Genomic DNA, 17909 nt, shown 5'->3' on the forward strand with positions numbered 1-17909 from the left:
GGACGAGAGCCATGTATGATTTCGAATACCACAAGCCGTCCTCCGTGGCCGATGCGGTCAAGATCCTGGCCGCCGATCCCGATGCGCGCGCCATCTCCGGCGGCATGACGCTGCTGCCGGCGCTGAAGCTGCGGCTGAACAAGCCGACCTCCGTGGTGGACCTCTCCGGCATCGCCGATCTGCGCGGCGTGAAGCGGGAAGGGGGCAAGATCGTCATCGGCGCGCTGACGAAGCACTACGAGGTCGCGACCTCCGCGGAGGTGAAGGCGGCGATCCCGGCGCTGGCGGCGATGGCGGCCAGCATCGGCGACACGCAGGTGCGCAACCGCGGCACCATGGGCGGGTCCGTCGCCAACAACGACCCCTCCGCCGATTATCCGGCGGCGCTGCTGGCGCTGGGCGCCACGATCCAGACCGACCGGCGCACGATCAGCGCCGACGACTTCTTCCAGGGCATGTTCGCCACGGCGCTGGAGGCGGGGGAGCTGGTGACGGCGATCCACATCCCGGTGCCGGAGAAGGCGGGCTACGCCAAGATGAAGAACCCGGCCAGCCGCTACTCCATGGCCGGCGTCTTCGTGGCCAAGGGCCCGGCCGGCGTGCGCGTGGCGGTGAACGGCGCGGGCAACAATGGCGTGTTCCGCGAAGCGGCGATGGAGGCCGCGCTGTCGGCCAACTGGTCCGCGGATGCCGTGGCGGGGATCAAGGTCGATCCGTCCGGCATGAACGGCGACATCCATGGCAGCGCCGAATACCGCGCCCACCTGGTGACGGTGATGGCCAAGCGCGCGGTCGTCGACGCCAGCTGAACCCGCGTCCCGCGGGCCTGAGAGACGGGGGGCGCCGCCAGGCGTCCCCCTTTTTCGTGCCTACCGCATGGCGGGGGTCAGCTGCAGGTCCCGCCAGGCCATGCGGGACAGCATGGTCAGCGCCGCGGCGTAGTAGTCGGGCGCCGATCCGATGCGGGGCATGACGGCCGCATCGCCCCGGGTCAGGACGGCGGCGATAGCGAGCCTGGCCACGGCGACGATGCCGGAATGGGCGGGGTAGGGCGCGGGATAGCCGGTGCGCAGGTCGGTCCAGGCCGGCATCGCCCGGTGGTCGGGATCGGCCCAGAAGGCCACGGCGGCGTGCACGCTGGGATGTTCCGCCTGCCCGGCCCAGACGATGTTCAGCGGGATGCGGACCGCGTCGAAGGAGAAGCGGGGCGGCCAGCCCTCCGCCGGGGCGATGTCGCCATTCGCCCGCATTTCCAGCCAGTCCGGCGGCAGGCCGTAGCGGCCGAAGCGCGCCTGGCCGAGCAGCGCCAGCCCATCCGTCTCCAGCCGCCCCCAGACGGGGTCGCCGATTTCCCGCCCCAGGGCGCGGAGCGCGGGGAAGGCGCAGTAGGACAGGTTGAGCACGGTGCGGGAGCGCCCCTGGAAGCCGTAGGCGCCGGGCAGCAGCATCCAGCGCCCATTGACCTGCACGGCGCAGGACCGCAGCAGGTCCCGCCCGATGGCGATGGCGCGGCGGCGGTAATCGGCATTCGCCCAGCGCGCGCCCGCTTCCAGCAGCGCCCAGGCGATGAAGAGGTCGCCATCGCTGGCATTGTTGGTATCGGTGACGTTGGGCTGCTGGTCCGGCTGGAAGCGCCAGGAACAGAGATTGTCCTCCCGCCGCTTCAGGTTCGCCAGCGTCCAGCCCAGCATCCGGCCGAAGCTGCCCTGGTCATCCGCCCGGACGGCGGCGAGCATGGCGTATCCCTGGCCCTCGGAATGGGAGACGTTGCGGTTGCCGGTATCGACGACGCGGCCCTCGGCCAGCAGGTAGCGGCGGCGGAATTCGGTCCAATCCTCCTGCGCCGTGCCGATGCCGGTGGGGGCTTCGGGGGCGGATGCGCCGCGGGCGGCGGGCGGGCGCTGGGCGCGGCTGTGGGTGGCGGCCAGCGCCAGCGTTCCGGCGGCGGCCAGCATCAGCAGGCGGCGCCGCCCGCTGGCAACGGCGTCCCTCAGTCGATCGGAAGCTGGGACGGGGGCCTTGGCCGAAAGCGGCTTTTTCCGCGACATCGCAGGATCCACCCTGCTGCATTTCGCGGCCAGCGAATAGCCTGGGTTGTTGCTGGTCTCTTGCCATGTCGCAATTTGTCGCTGGACGATTTCCGATAAGCTGCGAGAGATGACGGCACGCATGGAGTAGCAGGATGCCTCGCCTTGCCTGGCTGGTCGCGCTGGTGTTGCTGGGGGCGCAGGCGCCTTCCGCCCGCGCGGCAGAACCCAATGCCGCGGCGCCGGCCGATGCCCCGGCCGCGGAAGGCTTCCCGGCGCTGCGCGTGCTCTCCGTCGCGCGGCAGGTGGAGCTCGACATGTCGGCGGCGGAGGCGATTGCCGTGCTGCTCGACGGCGGTCTGGTGATCGACCAGCAGCGGGACCTGCCGCCGGATGGGCTCAGCCGGCTGATCCTGGCGGTGCCGGACGATGACGACTGCATGCCGCGCGGCGCGCAGCTGGTCTGCCCCTCGGTCCGCGTCTTCCTCATCAACGATCCGCAGCGCGGGCACCGGGTGACGCGCATCGAAGCCTATCAGCGGGTGGATACGCGGCTGACCGTGGCGCAGGTCTTCGAACAGGCGGCGACGGCGATGGGCCCGGCGCTGCAGACGGAGATGTGGCCGGAACAGGTGCGCGGCGGGTCCGTGGTGGTGTGGCGGCAGCGGTGGCGCGAGGACCTGGCCGATGGCCCCTCCACCGAGGTGATCGCGACGCAGGATCCCCCGGACCGGCCGGTCTTCGGCATGGCCGACCCGAATGCGCGCGCGACCGGCGTCGGCGTGGTGATCGCCAATGTCGATGCGGAGGGGTCCTTCGCCGCCGTCCGCCGCCGGCTGAACATCCGCCCGCAGCGCTGACGCGGGCGGCGCGCGCTACCGGAAGACGGGGCCGACTTCCGGCGTGCCGCGCAGGTAGCGTTCGTGGATCTCCGCGAGGGAGCCGTCGGCGCCGCGGAGAAAGAGGAAGGTGTTCACGAAGCGCAGCAGGTCCCCGTCGCCGAGCCGCATGGCGAGCGCATGATGCGCGTGGGTCAGCGTGAAGCGCGGTTCGATATCGAGGTCGGGGCGGGACAGCGACAGGTCCCGCAGCAGCCAGCCATAGCTGACCGCGGCATCGGCGCGGCCATGCGCGGCCGCGTCGATGCAGCCGATCAGGTCGGGCAGCAGCAGCTGCGTGGTGTCCGGCGGCAGCAGCGTGCGCGCTTCCTCCGCCGCGAAGGTGTTGTCGGGCAGCGCGACGCGAAGCCCCGCCAGCTCGGCCAGGGACCGCACCGGGCTTCGCCGCGTGGTGGCGACGGTGACGGACAGCTCGCCATGCGGGGAGGCGAAGGCGACGTGGCGGCGCGTCGTCGGCACCACCGGGACCAGCGCGGCCAGGATGTCCACGCGGTCTTCCTCCAGCGCCGGGATGCGGTCCCTGACGGCCAGGCGCTGCAGCCGCAGGCGGACGCCGAGGTCCCGCGCCAGCAGGCGGGCCAGCGCCACCTCCGCCCCGTCCGGCGTGCCGTCATGGTCGTAGGTGCCCCAGGGGGGCGCTTCCAGCCAGACGCCGACGCGCAGGATGCCGGTGCGGAAGACCCGGCCGAGCGTGCCGGTGGCCTCCCCGGCGGCATGGCCCGGGCGGGGCAGCAGCAGCCCGGTGGCGAGGGCGGGCAGCAGGCGGCGGGGAAGGGCGGGGGGCATCAGAAGAAGGGCAGCTGGGGCAGCGGCCGTTCATAGGCCGCCTGGTGGAGCAGCTGGAGAAGACCCTCCTGCCGCGCGATGTAGAGCATGGTGTTCACCGCCCGCAGCAGGTCATGGTCCCCGAAGCGGCAGGCGGGGGCGAGCCAGACGATGCCGAGCGTCAGCTTCACCTCCACCGCCGGATGCAGCGTCGCGATGCGGGTGGCGACGGGGGAGGTCACGATGGCGGCTTCCACCATCCGGTCCGCCAGTGCGGCGGCCAGGAAGGGCAGGTCCGGCACCGCGACCAGTTCCATCTGGTCCACCGGCAGGCGCGACGGCAGCAGCCGCATGGCCGGCCCCGCCTGCGCCGCCACGCGCCGGCCGCGCAGCGCGGCGATGGAGGGCAGCGGCAGCGGCCGCGGGGCGATCACGGCGAGTTCCAGCGCCGCATAGGGGTCGGCGTAGAGGAGTTCGCGCGCGACCTCGATCGTCAGGGGCGGCGCGTTCAGCAGCAGGTCGAAGCGGCCGGCGCGGAGATCCGCGACCGCCGTGGTGGCGGCGGTGGGCACCAGGTCGAGCGGCACGCCGAGCCCATCCGCGATGAGGCCCCCCACCTCCACCGCCATGCCGCCGGCGCCATTGGCCGGGTCCCGGTAGGCGGTGGCCGTGCCTTCCAGGTCGATCCCGGCCCGCAGCCGCCGCAGCGCCGGGATGCGGACCGGCGCGGAGGGCTGCGCCCGCGCCGGCCCGGCGCCGGCCATCAGCGCCGCGAGGCCGGCCAGCAGGCGGCGGCGCCGGGGCTCAGCCATGGCGGGCCTTGAGGGCGGACCAGGCAGCGGCCATGCGGGACAGCGCTTCCTCCGGCGCCTGCTGCCCGGCCAGCATGGCGGTGACATCCGGCGCGGTGGCGCGGCTCCAGTCGCTGAGCCAGGGGGCGAGCAGGTCCTTCGGCCGAGCGAGCACGGCCTGGCGGCGGAGGATGGCGCTGTCGCCGGACCAGCGATCCTGCGCGGCCTCCACCGCCGCATCCTCCAGCAGCGGCAGGGCGCAGAAGGGAAGCCCGCCTTCCAGCAGCAGGGCCTTCTGCATGCCATGCCGGTCGCCCGGCCCGTGGCCGGCGAGGAAGGCCAGCACCGCCTCCACGCCCGCGCGGCGGGGGGCGGAGGCCAGCGCGCTGGGCGTGGCGGCGAAGAAGCGGACCCAGCCGCAGCTCTCCTGCGTGCCGCGGGGGCCGCCGCGCGGCATCATCGCCACGCGGATGGCGCCGGCCACGGCGGAATGGGCGGGGTCGTTCAGCGTGCGCAGGCGGTAGCTGGGGGCGAGGCAGAAGGCGGCCTCGCCCTCCGCCATCGCTTCCAGCACGTCGGTTTCCGCCAGGCGCTGCGTGGCGGGGGGCAGGATGGCGTGGCGGTGGATGGCATCGCGCAGGAAGCCCATGGCGCGCACCGCGCCGCGGTCGGGGTCCTGCATCACCGGGTTGAGGTCGGCATCCGCCTGCGCGCCGCCGAAGGCATAGACCAGGGCGGTGACGATCTCCATCAGCCAGGGATCGTCGGCCAGCGGCAGGGCCAGCGCATGGCGCACCAGGCCGCGGCGCTGCAGGAACAGCGCCTGGTCCACCAGCGCCTCCCAGCTTTCCGGGGGGGCGGCGATCCCGGCGCGGTCCAGCAGCGCGCGGTTGCAGAGGAAGACGATGCTGTCGGTGTAGTAGGGCACGCCGTAGCGGCGGCCGCGCCAGGTCATGCCCTGGTTGCAGGCGGGGCGCGTCTCGGCGGCGATGGCCTCCGCCGCCGGCAGGGAGTCGAGCGGCGCCAGCCATCCGCGATGGGCGAATTCCGGCAGCCAGAGGTCGGACATGGCGCAGATGTCGATCTCCGCCTCCCCCATGAGGCGGGAGGCCAGGGCTTCCCGGTACGCGGCCCAGGGCAGGTGGAGAAGGCGAAGGCGGCGCTGGCTGGCGCGTTCGAAGGCGGCGATATCCGCGCGCAGCAGCGCATCCACCGCCGACCAGGCGAAGAGGGTGACGGGACGGCCGATGCCCGCCGGGGATTGCGCCCGCGGGGCGCGCGGCATCAGCAGCGGGGCAAGGGCGAGGAGCGAGCGGCGGGAGAGGCGCATGGTCAGAGGGGCGCGAGGGGGGGAAGGGGAAGCCCGGTTTCCCGGCGGAACAGCGCGGCCAGCCGGCCATCATGCAACGCTTCCGCCAGGCAGCCATTCACCGCCCGCAGCAGGTCATGGTCCCCGAAGCGGACCGCCGCCGCATAGGTGAAGAGCCTGAGCGTGAAGCGGGCGCTGAGGCCAGAGCCGGGATTGCGGGCCACCAGGGCGCGCGCCTGCGGCGCCGGCAGCAGGGCGGCCTCGATCTCCCGCGCCAGCAGGGCTTCCTCCAGCGTCGGCAGGTCGGCCAGGCGGGTGACCAGGGCGTGGTCGGGCAGCCCGGCTTCGTTGCCGAAGGCCAGGGCGTGGCTTTCGAGCAGCCCGACCCGCAGCCCCGCCAGCGAATCCGCCCCGCGCAGCCGCCGGGGCAGGGCGGAGAGGATCACCGCATCCAGCATGGCATGGGGGTGGGAGAACATGATGCGGCTGGCATTCAGCCGGGTGAGCAGGGTGGGGAGGGCGATGTCGGCCTCCCCCGAGAGCAGGGCCGGCAGCATGCCGGTGCCGGTCTGGAACAGGACCTCGCAGGCCAGGCCCAGTTCCTCCGCGATCAGCGCGGCGATGGCGGCGTTGTAGGGGTCATGCAGCCGGTAGCTGGTGCCACGGGCTTCGGCCGGCAGGGCCATGGCGGGGCCGTTGAGGACCAGCAGGCGGCCGCGCGCCCGGGCCCGGGCCAGGGAGCCGTCGCCATCCGCCTGCGCATGCGCCCGGGGCGCCGGGAGGAGGAAGGGCAGGGCCAGCGGAAGCAGGACGCGCCTGCCGAAGGGGCGTGGGGATCGGCCTGGCATGGTGGTCGGCAGGCGCAAGCGGGCATGTCCGGCAGTGGTTTGGCTGCCGGTCGGGGCCTTGAGCTGCCCGCAACCGGTGCGGGGCGGACTGTAAGGGGCGCGCGACTCACCTGCAATTGATCGGTATCAAACCGGCGACGATACCGACGGTTCGGCGACACCGGATCGCGGGGGGAGGCACCGGGAACGCCAGAAAGCGTTTTGGATCAACGGGTTGTAAAAATACTGGCTTCCCCGCCGCACGCCCCTGGCGCGGGGGCGTGCTCAATCCAGGGTTGTGACCCTGTCAAGTATGCTTCAGGCCGCCAGGGGGACCTGCAGGCAGAGGCTCTGCGTCGGCAGCACCTCGCGCCACGACTCGATCAGGCGGCGATAGGCGAGCCCCACGCGGCGCGGCTTGCGGTCCAGGTCATAGAGGCCGCGCGGGTTCACATCGCCCTTCTGGATGCGCAGCGCATGCGTCCAGTCGATCTGGTCCGTCAGCGAGTACCAGGTGAAGCCGAGCACCGGGATGCCTTCGCGCCGCAGGCGGAGGATGCCGGCCCATTGCTTCCACAGCCAATGCTCGGCCTCGTCGCCGCGCGGGCCTTCGTCCAGGTTCGTCTCGGTATGCATCACGGGCAGGCCGTAGCGGGCGTGGTAGTCGCGCGTCACCGTGTCGTAGCCGAAGACCTCGCCGGCCCAGCGGCCATGGCCTTCCGCGTTCAGCAGGTGCTCGTTCGTCTGGTACCAGTCATTGCCCATGACGCAGTGGCGCTTCAGCGCCGGGGCTTCCCGCTGGAAGAAATGGTACTCCTCCCGCGTCATGCCGCTGTCCATCAGGAATTCGTACATCGCGCTGTCCACGCGGCGGCCGTAGTTGAGGTCGAGCGTCAGGAAGCGCTCCGCATTGCGGAAATCGGCGTGGGGGACGGCGCGGGGGCATTCCGCATGGAAGGCCTCCGTCGATTCCGACTGGATGAAGATGGCGTCGGGGCGGTGCTTCAGGATCTCCCGCATCGCCAGCACATTGGCGCGGACGATGTTCTTGATGGCGGTGACGTAGCTGCGGTCATCCGTCCGCTGCTCGTTCCACCAGCCATAGCGGGCGGAGAAGACGGCGGTAATGAACATCTCGTTCACCGGGGTGTAGAGCTGGACCCAGGGGAAGCGGCGGGCGAAGGCGCCGGCATAGTCGGCGAAGAGCTGCGGGAAATCCGGGTTCTGGAAGTCGCCGATCCAGTCCGGCACGCCGAAATGGCAGAGATCGACGATCGGGCGGATGCCGAGGCGCTTGAGCTCCGCGAAGCCGGCATCGGCGAAGGACCAGTCATGCAGGCCGGGGCCGCGCAGCGTGGTGTGCAACTGCGGGCCGTAGCGGAGCGCGTCGCAGCCCAGCTCCTTCACCAGGGCCAGGTCTTCCTGCCAGCGGTCGTAATGGCCGCATTCGCGCAGCTGGTCGCGGCGGATGCGCCCGCCTTCGATGGTGGGGGCACTGTTCTCGATCCCCGTGGCGAAGAGGAAGCCATGATGCGGGGCGAGCTGGGGACGGAGGGGAGCGTCGAGGCTGATCGCGGCGTCGAGCATGGGCCGGGGTCCGTTCGCGGGAAGCCGATGGAAGGGGGCTTGGCAGGCTGGCGCCGGGGTCCACCCGGTCACAGAGTATTGTGTACGATATTCCTCACGATCGAGTGAAGCGGATTCTGCGTGCCGTTGCGCGATCCCTTTGCAGCGGGGGCGGGCGGGGGCAGGCTGGGGGTGCCACGACAGGGGAGAGCATGGCGTGCGGATCGACGACCCGGCGGTGATCGCGGAGGCGAGGGCCGTCTTCGACCGCTACGAGGCGGCGCTGATGGCGAACCGGACGGAGGAGCTGGACGCCATCTTCTGGGCCGATCCGCGCACGGTGCGCTTCGGGATCACGGAAATCCTCTATGGCCATGACGCGATCCGCGCCTTCCGCGCCAGCGTGAAGGCCTATGCCCAGCGGGTGCAGAAGCGGGTGCAGATCACGACCTTCGGGCCGGACGTGGCCGCGACGCACCTGGAATATGAGCGGGTCGGCACCGGGCTGGTGGGGCGGGAGACGAAGATCATGGCCCGCATCCCGGGCGAGGGCTGGCGCGTGGTCTCCGCCCATGTCTCGCTGCTGGCGGGCACGGACCCTGGCCGGCAGGAGGTGGGGCGGTGAGCGCGGCGGCGATGCAGGTGGTGCCGGGCGGCGGGCCGCACCTGGTGGTGATCGGCGCGGGGATCGTGGGCGCCGCGACGGCGCTGGCCGCGCTGCGGGAGGGGTTCCGGGTGACCATCCTGGAACCCGGCGAGCCCGGTGGCGAACAGGCGGCGAGCTACGGCAATGGCTGCTGGCTGAGCCCGATGTCGGTGATCCCCCCGTCATCGCCGGGGCTGTGGAAGAAGGTGCCGAAATTCCTGGCGGACCCGCTGGGGCCGCTGGCCATCCGCTGGTCCTACCTGCCGCGCGTGCTGCCCTGGCTGGCGCGCTACCTCTGGGCCGGCTGGACGGAGGAGAAGGTGGAGGCGACGGCGCGCGCCCTGCGGCCGCTGCTGGTGGACGCGCCGGCGCTGCACAAGGAGCTGGCGGAGGAGGCCGGTGTCGGCCACCTGATCGAGCGGCGGGGCCTCGCCTACATCTATGAGAACCGGGCGCAGTTCGAGAGCGAGGCGATGGCCTGGCGCATCCGGAAGAAGGTGGGGATCGAGTGGCTGGAACTCGGCGCCGACGAGATGCGGCAGCGGGAGCCCGACCTCGATCGCCGCTACACCTTCGCGGCGCTGGTGGAGGAAGGCGGGCATTGCCGGGACCCCGGCGCCTACGTCGCGGCGCTGGTCGCGCAGGCGCGGGCGGAGGGGGCGGAGCTGCGCCGCCAGGCCGCGACCGGCTTCCGGATCGAGGGCGGGCGGCTCATCGCCGTGGAGACGGAGCAGGGCGAGGTCGCCTGCGACAAGGCGGTGATCTGCGCCGGCGCCTATTCGAAAAGGCTGGCCGCCGCCGCCGGGTCCCGCGTGCCGCTGGAGACGGAGCGGGGCTACCACGCCATGGTGGCGGATCCCGGCGTCGGGCCGCGGACGCCGCTGATGCCCTATGACGGCAAGATGTCCGTGACCTGGACCGACAAGGGGCTGCGCTGCGCCGGCCAGGTGGAGATCGCGGGGCTGGAGGCGGCGCCGAACTGGAAGCGGGCGGAGATCCTGCGCGACCACCTGCTGCGCAGCTTCCCCGGCCTGCCGCGGAACCTGCCGGCGGATCGGGTGAAGGTCTGGATGGGGCACCGGCCTTCCATGCCGGACGGGCTGCCCTGCATCGGGCCGTCCGGCGCCTCACCGGATGTGCTGCTGGCCTTCGGGCATGGGCATGTGGGGCTGGTGGCGGCGCCGCGGACGGCGCGGCTGGTGATGGCGCTTCTGGCGGGGCGGCGGCCGGAGATTGCCGTGGAGCCTTTCCGGCCTGCTCGATTCTCTTGACAAAGGGTTCCCGGCCGCAATTTCGCTGGTTTTCCTTGCGCCGGGATGCCATCTTGCACGGTGGCGGCCCTGCATCGTGTCGGGTCGTGTCCACAAGTACGGATCGCATAACATCGTGTTTCCCGACAACGAACAGGGCGGCGCCGGGTCCGTCGAGGCCGAAGTGAAGTGGTACAATGCCCGCAAGGGCTTCGGCTTCGTCCTCGGTCCCGATGGGCAGGACGTCTTCTTCCACGCCTCGGCGCTGACCGAGGCGGGCATCGAACCGCCGGATACCGGTGACAAGTTGACGTGTGAGATCGGGACGGACCGCCAGGGTCGTCGTCTGGTCACGCGCATCTACTCCGTCACCAAGGGTGCCGGTGGTGGCGACCGTCCGGCGCGCCCGGGCGGCTTCGGCGACCGTCCCCCGCGCCGTGATTTCGGCGGCGGCGGCGGCGGCTTCGGCGACCGTCCCCCGCGCCGTGATTTCGGCGGCGGCGGCGGCGGCTTCGGCGACCGTCCCCCGCGCCGTGATTTCGGCGGCGGCGGCGGCTTCGGCGATCGTCCTCCGCGCCGTGAGTTCGGTGGCGGCGGCGGCTTCGGTGGCGGCGGCTTCGGCGGCGGCGGCGGTGGCTTCGGTGGCCCGCGCGGCGGTGGCTTCGGCGACCGTCCCCCGCGCCGCGATTCCGGCCGCGATGAGGGTGGCCCGACCTATGCCGTCAACGGCACGGTGAAGTGGTTCGACCAGGTCCGCGGCTTCGGCTTCGTGACCCCGGATGATGGCGGCCAGGACGTGTTCCTGCATTCCTCCGTGCTGCAGCGCGCCGGCAAGGCCGATGTGCAGCAGGGCGAGAAGGTGAACCTGGACGTTCGTGACGGCCAGCGCGGCCGCCAGGCGGTCAACCTGAAGGAATAAGCCGGCGCCCCACGGCATCGGCTTTCGACCCCGGTCGCGCAGGCGGCCGGGGTTTTTTCATGGCCCGAAGGACGCGGTTTATGCGGATCCTCGCGTCTTTTTGCGATCCGTTAACCACTTTCGCGATTCGTCCGGCGTCAGCGCCGCTTTTCTTTACGAACGCTTTACCAATCCGGCGCAAATGTCACACCGGTCCCTGGAACGTTCCAGGACTCCGGGGGAACCCGGCCCGGGAAAAACCCCGAAGGGAACCCGCGATGAACGTGACGCCATTCCCCGGTTCCGCCGGCAGCGGCATCGGCCCCGCCCTCCGCGCCGCCCGTCGCCAGGACCTGTTCGGGGGGCTGCGGTGGCGCGACATGGCGACGCCGGAGGGCTGGAACCCTGCCCCCGCCGCCCCCTCGGCGGAGACGCCGACGCTGGTGCTGGCCCGTGCCGTGGCGGGCATCGTCGCCATCGCGGTGGAGCGCGCGCGGGAAGCGGGCGAGCTCTCGGTCCTGCGCGACCAGGTGATGCGGGTGCTGGACCAGCCCGGCGAAGCCTCCAGCCCCGACCCGCGGGAGGCCGATGCCACGGAGCCGCCCCCCATCACCGATGCCGACCCGCAGACGGAGGTGGAGCGCCTCGCCTCCCTGATGCAGCGGCAGACGGAGCGGTAGCTCAGCCGAAGCGGCGCGGCCTCAGCCCGCCGTGGAACCAGCTGATCATGGTGTAGATGTCGTAGACCGGCAGGCCGATCTCCGCCTGCAACGCCGCCGCATAGGGCGGCATGTTCGTGCATTCCAGCACGATGGCGCCGACCTCCGGATGGCGCGCCACCAGGGCGCGGCCGGCATCCAGGATATCCTGCTCCGCCAGCGCCACATCCATGTCCACCTTCGCGGACTGGATCAGGACGCGGAAGAATTCCCGCCCGCCTTCCGTCCCCTCCAGCGGCGTGTCCAGCGGCACCCCCGCGGCTTCCAGATGCGCCGGCGTCAGCGACGCCTTGTTGACGGTGATCACGCCGACCCGCTTGCCCGGCGGCAGCGTCGCCTGCACCCAGGGCACCTGCATGAGGGAGGAGGTGGCGACCGGCACCTGCACCGCCGCCGCCAATTCGCGCTGGAAGAGGGAGAGGAAGCCGCAATTGGTGGTGATGGCCTCCGCGCCCAGATCCACCAGGTCCCGCGCCGCCTCGATGAAAGCGGGCAGCAGGCCGGGGGCGCCGTTCAGCACGACGCGCTCCGGGCTCGCCCCGCGGACCACGCGGAACAGCACGGGGAAGGGCCAGGTGGTGCCGTTGCCCATGTCGCCGGGGATGCGGGGGAAGCGCGCCTCCAGCATCAGGATACCGAGCGGCGCGCCATAGATGGATTTGCCGCCGCGGGCGATGCGGGGCGGGGGGGCAGGGGACGTCATGGGGTGGGAGGGTTGCGCGCCCAGCCCCGGCAGGCAAGCCACACGCCGTTGCGCGTTGACAAGGGTGGCGTGCAGGGCAGGGGCTGGGCGGCAGCGGCGGCGTCTTCGTGCTGGCGTGGCGCCCTGGGCCGTGGCTGCCGCCGCGACAGGCACAACGGGGGTTGCGCCCGATCCCGCCCTCCGGTTCATCTATGAAACCGACCGCGGCTTCCTATGGTATGATGCCGATGGCACGGGGAAGGCCTGCCACTCCGCCGTCATTGCCCAGTTCGTCGGTCATCCCGCCCTGACGGCCGCGGATATCGAGTTCATTGCCTGAGGCGCCTCGGGCCGGGAGTCAGCATGAACATCAGTCGTCGCCTTCTCGCCCCCTTCCTCGCGCTGCTGGGATGCGCCGCGGCCCCGGCGATGGCGCAGGAAGCGCCCTGGCCCAACCGGCCGATCGAATTCCTGGCCGGATTCCCGAACGGGTCGGGCGTGGACATCTACCAGCGCCGCCTGGCCGGGCCGCTGAGCCGGGCGCTCGGCCAGCCGGTGGTGGTGAACAACCGCGTCGGCGCGGGCGGCAACATCGCCAGCGACGTGGTCGCCAAGGCGCGGCCCGATGGCTACCTGATCCTGTTCGGCACGGCCGGCACGCATGCCATCAACCAGACGCTCTACCGGCGCCTGCCCTTCAACGTCATGACGGATTTCACGCCGATCGCGCATCTCGGCGATGTGCCGAACATCATGATCACCAGCATCGAGCGGCGGCCGAACTACCGCACCTGCCAGGACGTGATCGCGGATGCCCGGGCCAGGCCCGGGGCGCTGAACTACCCGAGCACGGGCAACGGTGCCTCCACGCATCTCGCGGGCGCGCTGTTCGCCGCGCGGGCGGGGCTCGATGTGGTGCATGTGCCCTTCCCGGGCCAGCCGGGGGCCGTGACCTCGCTGCTCGGCGGGCAGACCGACTATTTCTTCAACCAGGTCGGCCCGGCCATGGGGATGATCCAGCAGGGCGCGGTGCGGGGCATCGGCGTCACGACGCGGACGCGGATCGCGGCGCTGCCGGATGTGCCGACGATCGCGGAGGCCTGCGGCCTGCCGGATTTCGAGAGCACGACCTGGTACGGCGTCTTCGGCCCGCCCGGCCTGCCGGAGGCGATCACCCGGCGCCTCAACGAGGAGATCGTGAAGATCATCGAGGAGCCGGAATTCCGGCGCTGGCTGATCGACACCCAGGGCATCGACCCGCCGACGGTGCGCACCCCCGCCGAGTTCCGCGCGGTGCAGGAGCGTGACGTGGCGCGCTGGGCGCAGGTGGTGCGCGACGCGCGGGCGACGGTGGACTGAGCAGCCGGCGGGGGCGATGCCGCCCCCGCCTGGCGCCGTCAGTTGCGGCGGCGGCGCTCCGCGGCCTCGTCGCGGCGCATCTGCAGGAACAGCTCGTATTCCTCGTGCCGCGCCGGCACCCAGCCGATGACGTTGCCGCGCTCCACCGCGCGATGGATCTCCGGCGCCGCGCTGGGCAGCGCCAGGTGGAAGGCCACCATGTCGTCCTTGAAAGCCTGCGGCGTGTCCTTGCGAACGACGATGGGGCCGTTCTCGATCGGGCCGCTGCGCCAGATGATGCGAATGTCGCGCATGTTGATCATGCCCTTCTCCGCCGTGGCGCGCAGCATGCCGCGGTTGAAGCCATCCTCCGCATTGCCGACGCCAGACGCCCAGGTGACGCCGGCATCGAATTGCCGGCCCATGACGGCGACGATTGCCTGTTCATGCCCGCCGGCGAAGCCGGTGCGGCCGAAGAAGCTTTCGGGATTCACCCCGGCCTGGCGCAGGGCGGCGCGGGGGATCAGGAAGCCGCTGGCGCTGTTCGGGTCCGCCCAGGCCATGGACCGGCCGCGCATCTGTTCCAGGCTGGTGATGCCGCTATCGGCGCGGGTGTACATCACCGCGATGTAGCTGGTGCTGCCATCCGCTTCCTGCGTCTTCAGGATGGGCTCCACATTGCCGTTGGATTCCATCCAGGACGCCGCATAGGCCGCGGGGGACATGCTGGCGATCTCGATATGCCGGCCGGCGAAGGCCTGCACCACGCCGCCATAGTCGCTGGCCTGGAACAGGCGGACGGGGACGCCGAAGGTCTCCTCGATCAGCCGGGCATAGCCGCCGTAGCGGCCGATGCGGTCGGCCTCGTTCTCACCCCCCAGCACGCCGATGCGCAGCGTGCTGATCTGCTGCGCCCAGGCGCGGCGGCCGCGTTCCGGCATCGGGACCGGGGTGGCGGGGGTCTGCGCCGCGGCGGCGAAGGGCGCGACCAGCCCGGCGGCAAGGAGGGAGCGGCGGGGGAATGGCATGGCGGGCGGCTCCGGCTGCAATGACGGTTCGTTCACCATATTGCGACACCAGCGCCATCGCGCCAGGGCGGAATCCGCTACCAGGAATAGGAATCCTTCCGCAGGATGGCCTTGGTCGTGGCAGCGACGTTCCGGGGCTCCGGCTTCGGCATCACGGGCTTTTCCATCCGCCCCCAGCCCGGCGCGTCCCGCACCACGCCGTCCTGCATCACGATCCGCCCGCGGACGATGGTGGCGACCGGCGCGCCCACCGTCTCCATCCCCTCGAAGGGCGTGAAGCGGCTGCGTTCGCTGTGCAGCTCCGCACCCCGGATGATGCCGCGCTGTCCCGGATCGACGATGGCGATATCCGCATCCGCGCCGGGCTGGATGACGCCCTTGCGGGGATAGAGGCCGAAGGCCTTGGCCGGCGCGGCGCCCGCCATGCGGACATACTGCTCCATCGTCATCCGCCCCTCATGCACGAAGGTCAGCATGAGGCGCATGGAGGTCTCGACGCCCGGGAAGCCGCAGGCATTGTCCCAGAAGCTCGGGCGCTGCTTCTCCTCCATGGCGTGGGGCGCGTGGTCGGTGCCGAGGATGTCGATGGTGCCGTCCAGCAGCGCCTGCAGGATGGGTTCGCGCTGCCGCCCCTCCCGGATCGGCGGGTTGAGGCGGCCGATGCGGGCGGCGTCGCCCGTCAGGTCCTCCGCCGCGATCAGCACGTATTGCGGGCAGGTCTCGACCGTCATCGGCACGCCGCGCGCCTTGGCGTCCCGGATGATGGGGATGCTGCGCATGCAGCTTTCATGGACGATGTGGATGCGCGCGCCGGTCCACTCCGAGAGGGTGATGGAGCGGTTGAGGCTTTCCAGCGCCGCCACGTCGCTGCGCGCCGCGAGATGCGCGAAGGCATCGTCGCGGCCCGCCGCCTTCATCCGGTTCTCCCGCCAGAAGAGGATGGGGGAGTTCTCCGCGTGGATGGAGCAGCGCAGGCCGAGCTCCGCCAGGATCTCGAACCCCTCCAGCACCGCGCCGTCATTGGGAGCGGGGTTGTTGCCGGTGGTGTTGCCGTAGAACAGCTTGAAGCCGATGACCCCGGCCTCCGCCAGCGCCGGCAGATGGTCGAGCGAGCGTTCGTCGAGGATGCCGTAGAGGCCGTAGTTCACGATGGCCTGGCGCTCCGCCGCCTCCCGCTTCGCGTGGAAGGCTTCGACCGTCGCGATGGCGGGCTCGGTATTCGGCATGTCGAAGACGGTGGTGACGCCGCCGGCGGCCGCGGCGCGGGTGCCGGTGCGCCAATCCTCCTTCTGCTCCATGCCGGGTTCGCGGATATGCGTGTGCACGTCGATGGCGCCGGGGATGACGAATCGGCCCGTGGCATCGACCGTCGTCGTCGCCTTGGGGGCGAAGGCGGGGTGGCCCACGAAGGCGATGACGCCGTCCTTGACCGCGACGTCGGCGGCGAAGCGCCCCGTCTCGTTCACCACCGTGCCGCCGGTGATCAGCAGATCCGCGATGAAGCCGTCCTGCGGCATGTGGTGTCTCCCCGTCCGTCCCTGTCCGGATAGGGCCCGGCCGGGGTGGCGTCCAGCCGGGAACGAAGCGCGGCGCGGCGCGCTCAGGCGGCGCGGAGGATCACGGCGTGGACGGGTTCTGGGCAGCCGCCTTCTGGGGCGGGTTGAGCGGGTCGGCGCTGGTGCTGGGCGCGGCCATCGCCTGGTGGGTCAAGGTCCCGGCGCGGGTGGTGGCCGCCGCCATGGCCTTCGGCAGCGGCGTGCTGATCTCCGCCTTGTCGTTCGACCTGATGCAGGAAGCCTTCCACCAGGGCGGCTTCGCGGCGACGGCGGCGGGGTTCCTGGGTGGCGCGGCGGTCTTCACCGCGGCCAACATGCTGATCGCGGGCCATGGCGGCACGGGCCGCAAGCGGTCCGGCGACCAGCAGGCGAAGGCGGAGGAGGGCGGCAGCCTCGGCATCGCGCTCGGCGCGCTGCTGGATGGCATCCCGGAGGCCATCGTCATCGGCGTCAGCCTGCTGGGCGGCAAGGGCGTCTCCATCGTCGCCGTGGCCGCGGTCTTCCTCTCCAACGTGCCGGAGGGGCTGTCGAGCACGGCGGGGATGAAGAAGGCCGGGCGCGGCGCGGGCTTCGTCTTCGGCGTCTGGGGCGGGATCGCGGTGGCGACGGCCGCGGCGGCCGGGTTCGGCTACCTGGCCTTCGACGGCGTCGATCCCGCCTGGATCGCGGCGGTGAACGCCATCGCGGCCGGGGCGATCCTCGCCATGATCGCCGACACCATGATCCCGGAAGCCTTCGAGACCGCGCATGACTATGCCGGGATGATCACCGTCGCCGGCTTCCTCGCCGCCTTCGCCCTGACGAAGCTCGGCGGCGAGTAGCGCCCCCTCAGATCACCCAGCCGCCATCCACCGCAAGGTCCTGCCCCGTGGTCTGGCGGGAGAGGTCGGAGGCCAGGAACAGCACGGCATTCGCCACATCCTGGTCCGTGCTGATGCGCTGCAACGCGTATTCGGAAGCGTGCTTGCGGCGCGCATCCTCGATGCTGATGCCTTCCTTCCGCGCCATGGTCGCGCGCACCTGTTCGAAGCGCGGGCCTTCCACCATGCCGGGGCAGACGCAGTTGACGTTGATGTCGTAGGGGCCGAGTTCCAGCGCGGCCGATTTGGTGATGCCGCGCAGGCCCCATTTGCTGGCGGAATAGGCGCTGCGCCCGGCGCGGCCACGCAGCCCGAAGGTGCCGCCGACATTGACGATTTTTCCTCGTTTCGCCGCGATCATGCTGGGCGCGAAGGCGCGCATGGTCATGAAGCAGCCGGTGACGTTGAGGCGCAGGATCTCATCGAATTCGACGGGCGTCGTCTCCCAGAAGGTTTTCCCCAGAGGCCCGCGGCCGCCGGCGATATTCACCAGCACGTCCACGCGGCCGAACGCCGAGAGCACCGACGTGGCCATCGTGTCCACACTGGCGGGATCCATCAGGTCACAGAAAAAAATCTCCGCGCGCCTGCCCATGGCGCGGCATTCCGCCTGCACCTCCTCGATCGCCTTGGTGTCGCGGCCGACGAGCGCGAGGTCCGCGCCATGTTCCGCCAGCAGCCTGGTGCAGGCGGCGCCCATTCCCTTGGCGGGGCCGGTCACGACGGCCACGCGATCCTTCAGCAGCAT

At 71.5% G+C, this 17909-nt stretch carries 18 protein-coding genes; 8 read left to right on the forward strand and 10 right to left on the reverse strand.

All coding sequences use genetic code 11. From position 1 onward, the window contains the following. Positions 1-11: 11 nt before the first annotated feature. The gene (locus tag JJI54_RS20355; protein WP_203074895.1) at positions 12-809 is read left to right on the forward strand and encodes an FAD binding domain-containing protein; all 798 of its coding nucleotides are present in this window, start codon (positions 12-14) and stop codon (positions 807-809) included. Between the two features lie 60 nt (positions 810-869). Here JJI54_RS20355 and JJI54_RS20360 read toward each other — a convergent pair whose 3' ends face one another. Further along, entirely contained in the window at positions 870-1955 is a 1086-nt protein-coding gene (locus tag JJI54_RS20360; protein WP_203074896.1) for a glycosyl hydrolase family 8, read from the reverse strand. A 227-nt stretch (positions 1956-2182) separates the two neighbouring features. Between JJI54_RS20360 and JJI54_RS20365 the strand changes: the two genes are divergently transcribed. Further along, positions 2183-2887, forward strand: coding sequence for a hypothetical protein (locus JJI54_RS20365; protein WP_203074897.1), 705 nt, complete (start codon positions 2183-2185; stop codon positions 2885-2887). Between the two features lie 15 nt (positions 2888-2902). Here JJI54_RS20365 and JJI54_RS20370 read toward each other — a convergent pair whose 3' ends face one another. The 5 genes from JJI54_RS20370 to JJI54_RS20390 form a co-directional block, all read right to left on the reverse strand. After that, entirely contained in the window at positions 2903-3712 is an 810-nt protein-coding gene (locus JJI54_RS20370; RefSeq protein ID WP_203074898.1) for a transporter substrate-binding domain-containing protein, read from the reverse strand. Continuing rightward, positions 3712-4503, reverse strand: a complete 792-nt coding sequence (locus JJI54_RS20375; RefSeq protein WP_203074899.1) for a substrate-binding periplasmic protein — start codon at positions 4501-4503, stop codon at positions 3712-3714. Before JJI54_RS20375 ends, JJI54_RS20370 begins: the two co-directional genes overlap by 1 nt. Beyond that, on the reverse strand, positions 4496-5812 hold the full coding sequence (locus JJI54_RS20380) for an ABC transporter substrate-binding protein (RefSeq protein WP_203074900.1): 1317 nt from the start codon (positions 5810-5812) through the stop codon (positions 4496-4498). The genes JJI54_RS20375 and JJI54_RS20380 overlap by 8 nt, the downstream gene beginning before the upstream one ends. Before the next feature lie 2 nt (positions 5813-5814). Then, entirely contained in the window at positions 5815-6657 is an 843-nt protein-coding gene (locus JJI54_RS20385; protein ID WP_203074901.1) for a transporter substrate-binding domain-containing protein, read from the reverse strand. 279 nt (positions 6658-6936) lie between these two features. Further along, on the reverse strand, positions 6937-8205 hold the full coding sequence (locus tag JJI54_RS20390) for a family 1 glycosylhydrolase (protein ID WP_203074902.1): 1269 nt from the start codon (positions 8203-8205) through the stop codon (positions 6937-6939). A gap of 196 nt (positions 8206-8401) precedes the next feature. Between JJI54_RS20390 and JJI54_RS20395 the strand changes: the two genes are divergently transcribed. From JJI54_RS20395 to JJI54_RS20410, 4 genes are all read left to right on the forward strand, one after another. Beyond that, positions 8402-8809, forward strand: a complete 408-nt coding sequence (locus tag JJI54_RS20395) for an AtzH-like domain-containing protein (protein ID WP_203074903.1) — start codon at positions 8402-8404, stop codon at positions 8807-8809. Next, a complete protein-coding gene (locus JJI54_RS20400) occupies positions 8806-10101 on the forward strand; it encodes an NAD(P)/FAD-dependent oxidoreductase (protein WP_318987540.1) in 1296 nt (431 codons plus the stop codon). The genes JJI54_RS20395 and JJI54_RS20400 overlap by 4 nt, the downstream gene beginning before the upstream one ends. Next, positions 10064-10999: a cold-shock protein gene (locus tag JJI54_RS20405; RefSeq protein ID WP_203074904.1), complete on the forward strand. Its 936-nt coding sequence runs from the start codon at positions 10064-10066 to the stop codon at positions 10997-10999. Before JJI54_RS20400 ends, JJI54_RS20405 begins: the two co-directional genes overlap by 38 nt. Positions 11000-11256: 257 nt before the next feature. Next, on the forward strand, positions 11257-11658 hold the full coding sequence (locus JJI54_RS20410) for a hypothetical protein (RefSeq protein WP_203074905.1): 402 nt from the start codon (positions 11257-11259) through the stop codon (positions 11656-11658). 1 nt (position 11659) lies between these two features. On the opposite strand, the gene JJI54_RS20415 is transcribed toward JJI54_RS20410, so the two are convergent. After that, positions 11660-12400, reverse strand: a complete 741-nt coding sequence (locus JJI54_RS20415) for an aspartate/glutamate racemase family protein (RefSeq protein WP_203074906.1) — start codon at positions 12398-12400, stop codon at positions 11660-11662. Positions 12401-12742: 342 nt separating this feature from the next. Here JJI54_RS20415 and JJI54_RS20420 point away from each other — a divergent pair, with 342 nt between their 5' ends. Next, positions 12743-13738 carry a Bug family tripartite tricarboxylate transporter substrate binding protein gene (locus JJI54_RS20420; RefSeq protein WP_203074907.1) on the forward strand — a complete coding sequence of 332 codons (996 nt, stop codon included), beginning with the start codon at positions 12743-12745 and terminating at the stop codon, positions 13736-13738. Between the two features lie 38 nt (positions 13739-13776). Here the strand turns inward: JJI54_RS20420 and phnD are convergent, their stop codons facing one another. Next, positions 13777-14745, reverse strand: a complete 969-nt coding sequence (gene phnD, locus JJI54_RS20425) for a phosphate/phosphite/phosphonate ABC transporter substrate-binding protein (RefSeq protein WP_203074908.1) — start codon at positions 14743-14745, stop codon at positions 13777-13779. Positions 14746-14822: 77 nt separating this feature from the next. Then, positions 14823-16262 carry a dihydroorotase gene (locus JJI54_RS20430; RefSeq protein WP_203074909.1) on the reverse strand — a complete coding sequence of 480 codons (1440 nt, stop codon included), beginning with the start codon at positions 16260-16262 and terminating at the stop codon, positions 14823-14825. 107 nt (positions 16263-16369) lie between these two features. Here JJI54_RS20430 and JJI54_RS20435 point away from each other — a divergent pair, with 107 nt between their 5' ends. Continuing rightward, positions 16370-17122 (forward strand): ZIP family metal transporter, encoded by a 753-nt coding sequence (locus JJI54_RS20435; RefSeq protein ID WP_203074910.1) that lies wholly within the window; start codon positions 16370-16372, stop codon positions 17120-17122. 7 nt (positions 17123-17129) lie between these two features. On the opposite strand, the gene JJI54_RS20440 is transcribed toward JJI54_RS20435, so the two are convergent. Next, positions 17130-17909, reverse strand: coding sequence for an SDR family NAD(P)-dependent oxidoreductase (locus JJI54_RS20440; protein WP_203074911.1), 780 nt, complete (start codon positions 17907-17909; stop codon positions 17130-17132).

The organism is Falsiroseomonas ponticola (assembly GCF_016805305.1).
Classification (GTDB): Bacteria; Pseudomonadota; Alphaproteobacteria; order Acetobacterales; family Acetobacteraceae; genus Falsiroseomonas; species Falsiroseomonas ponticola.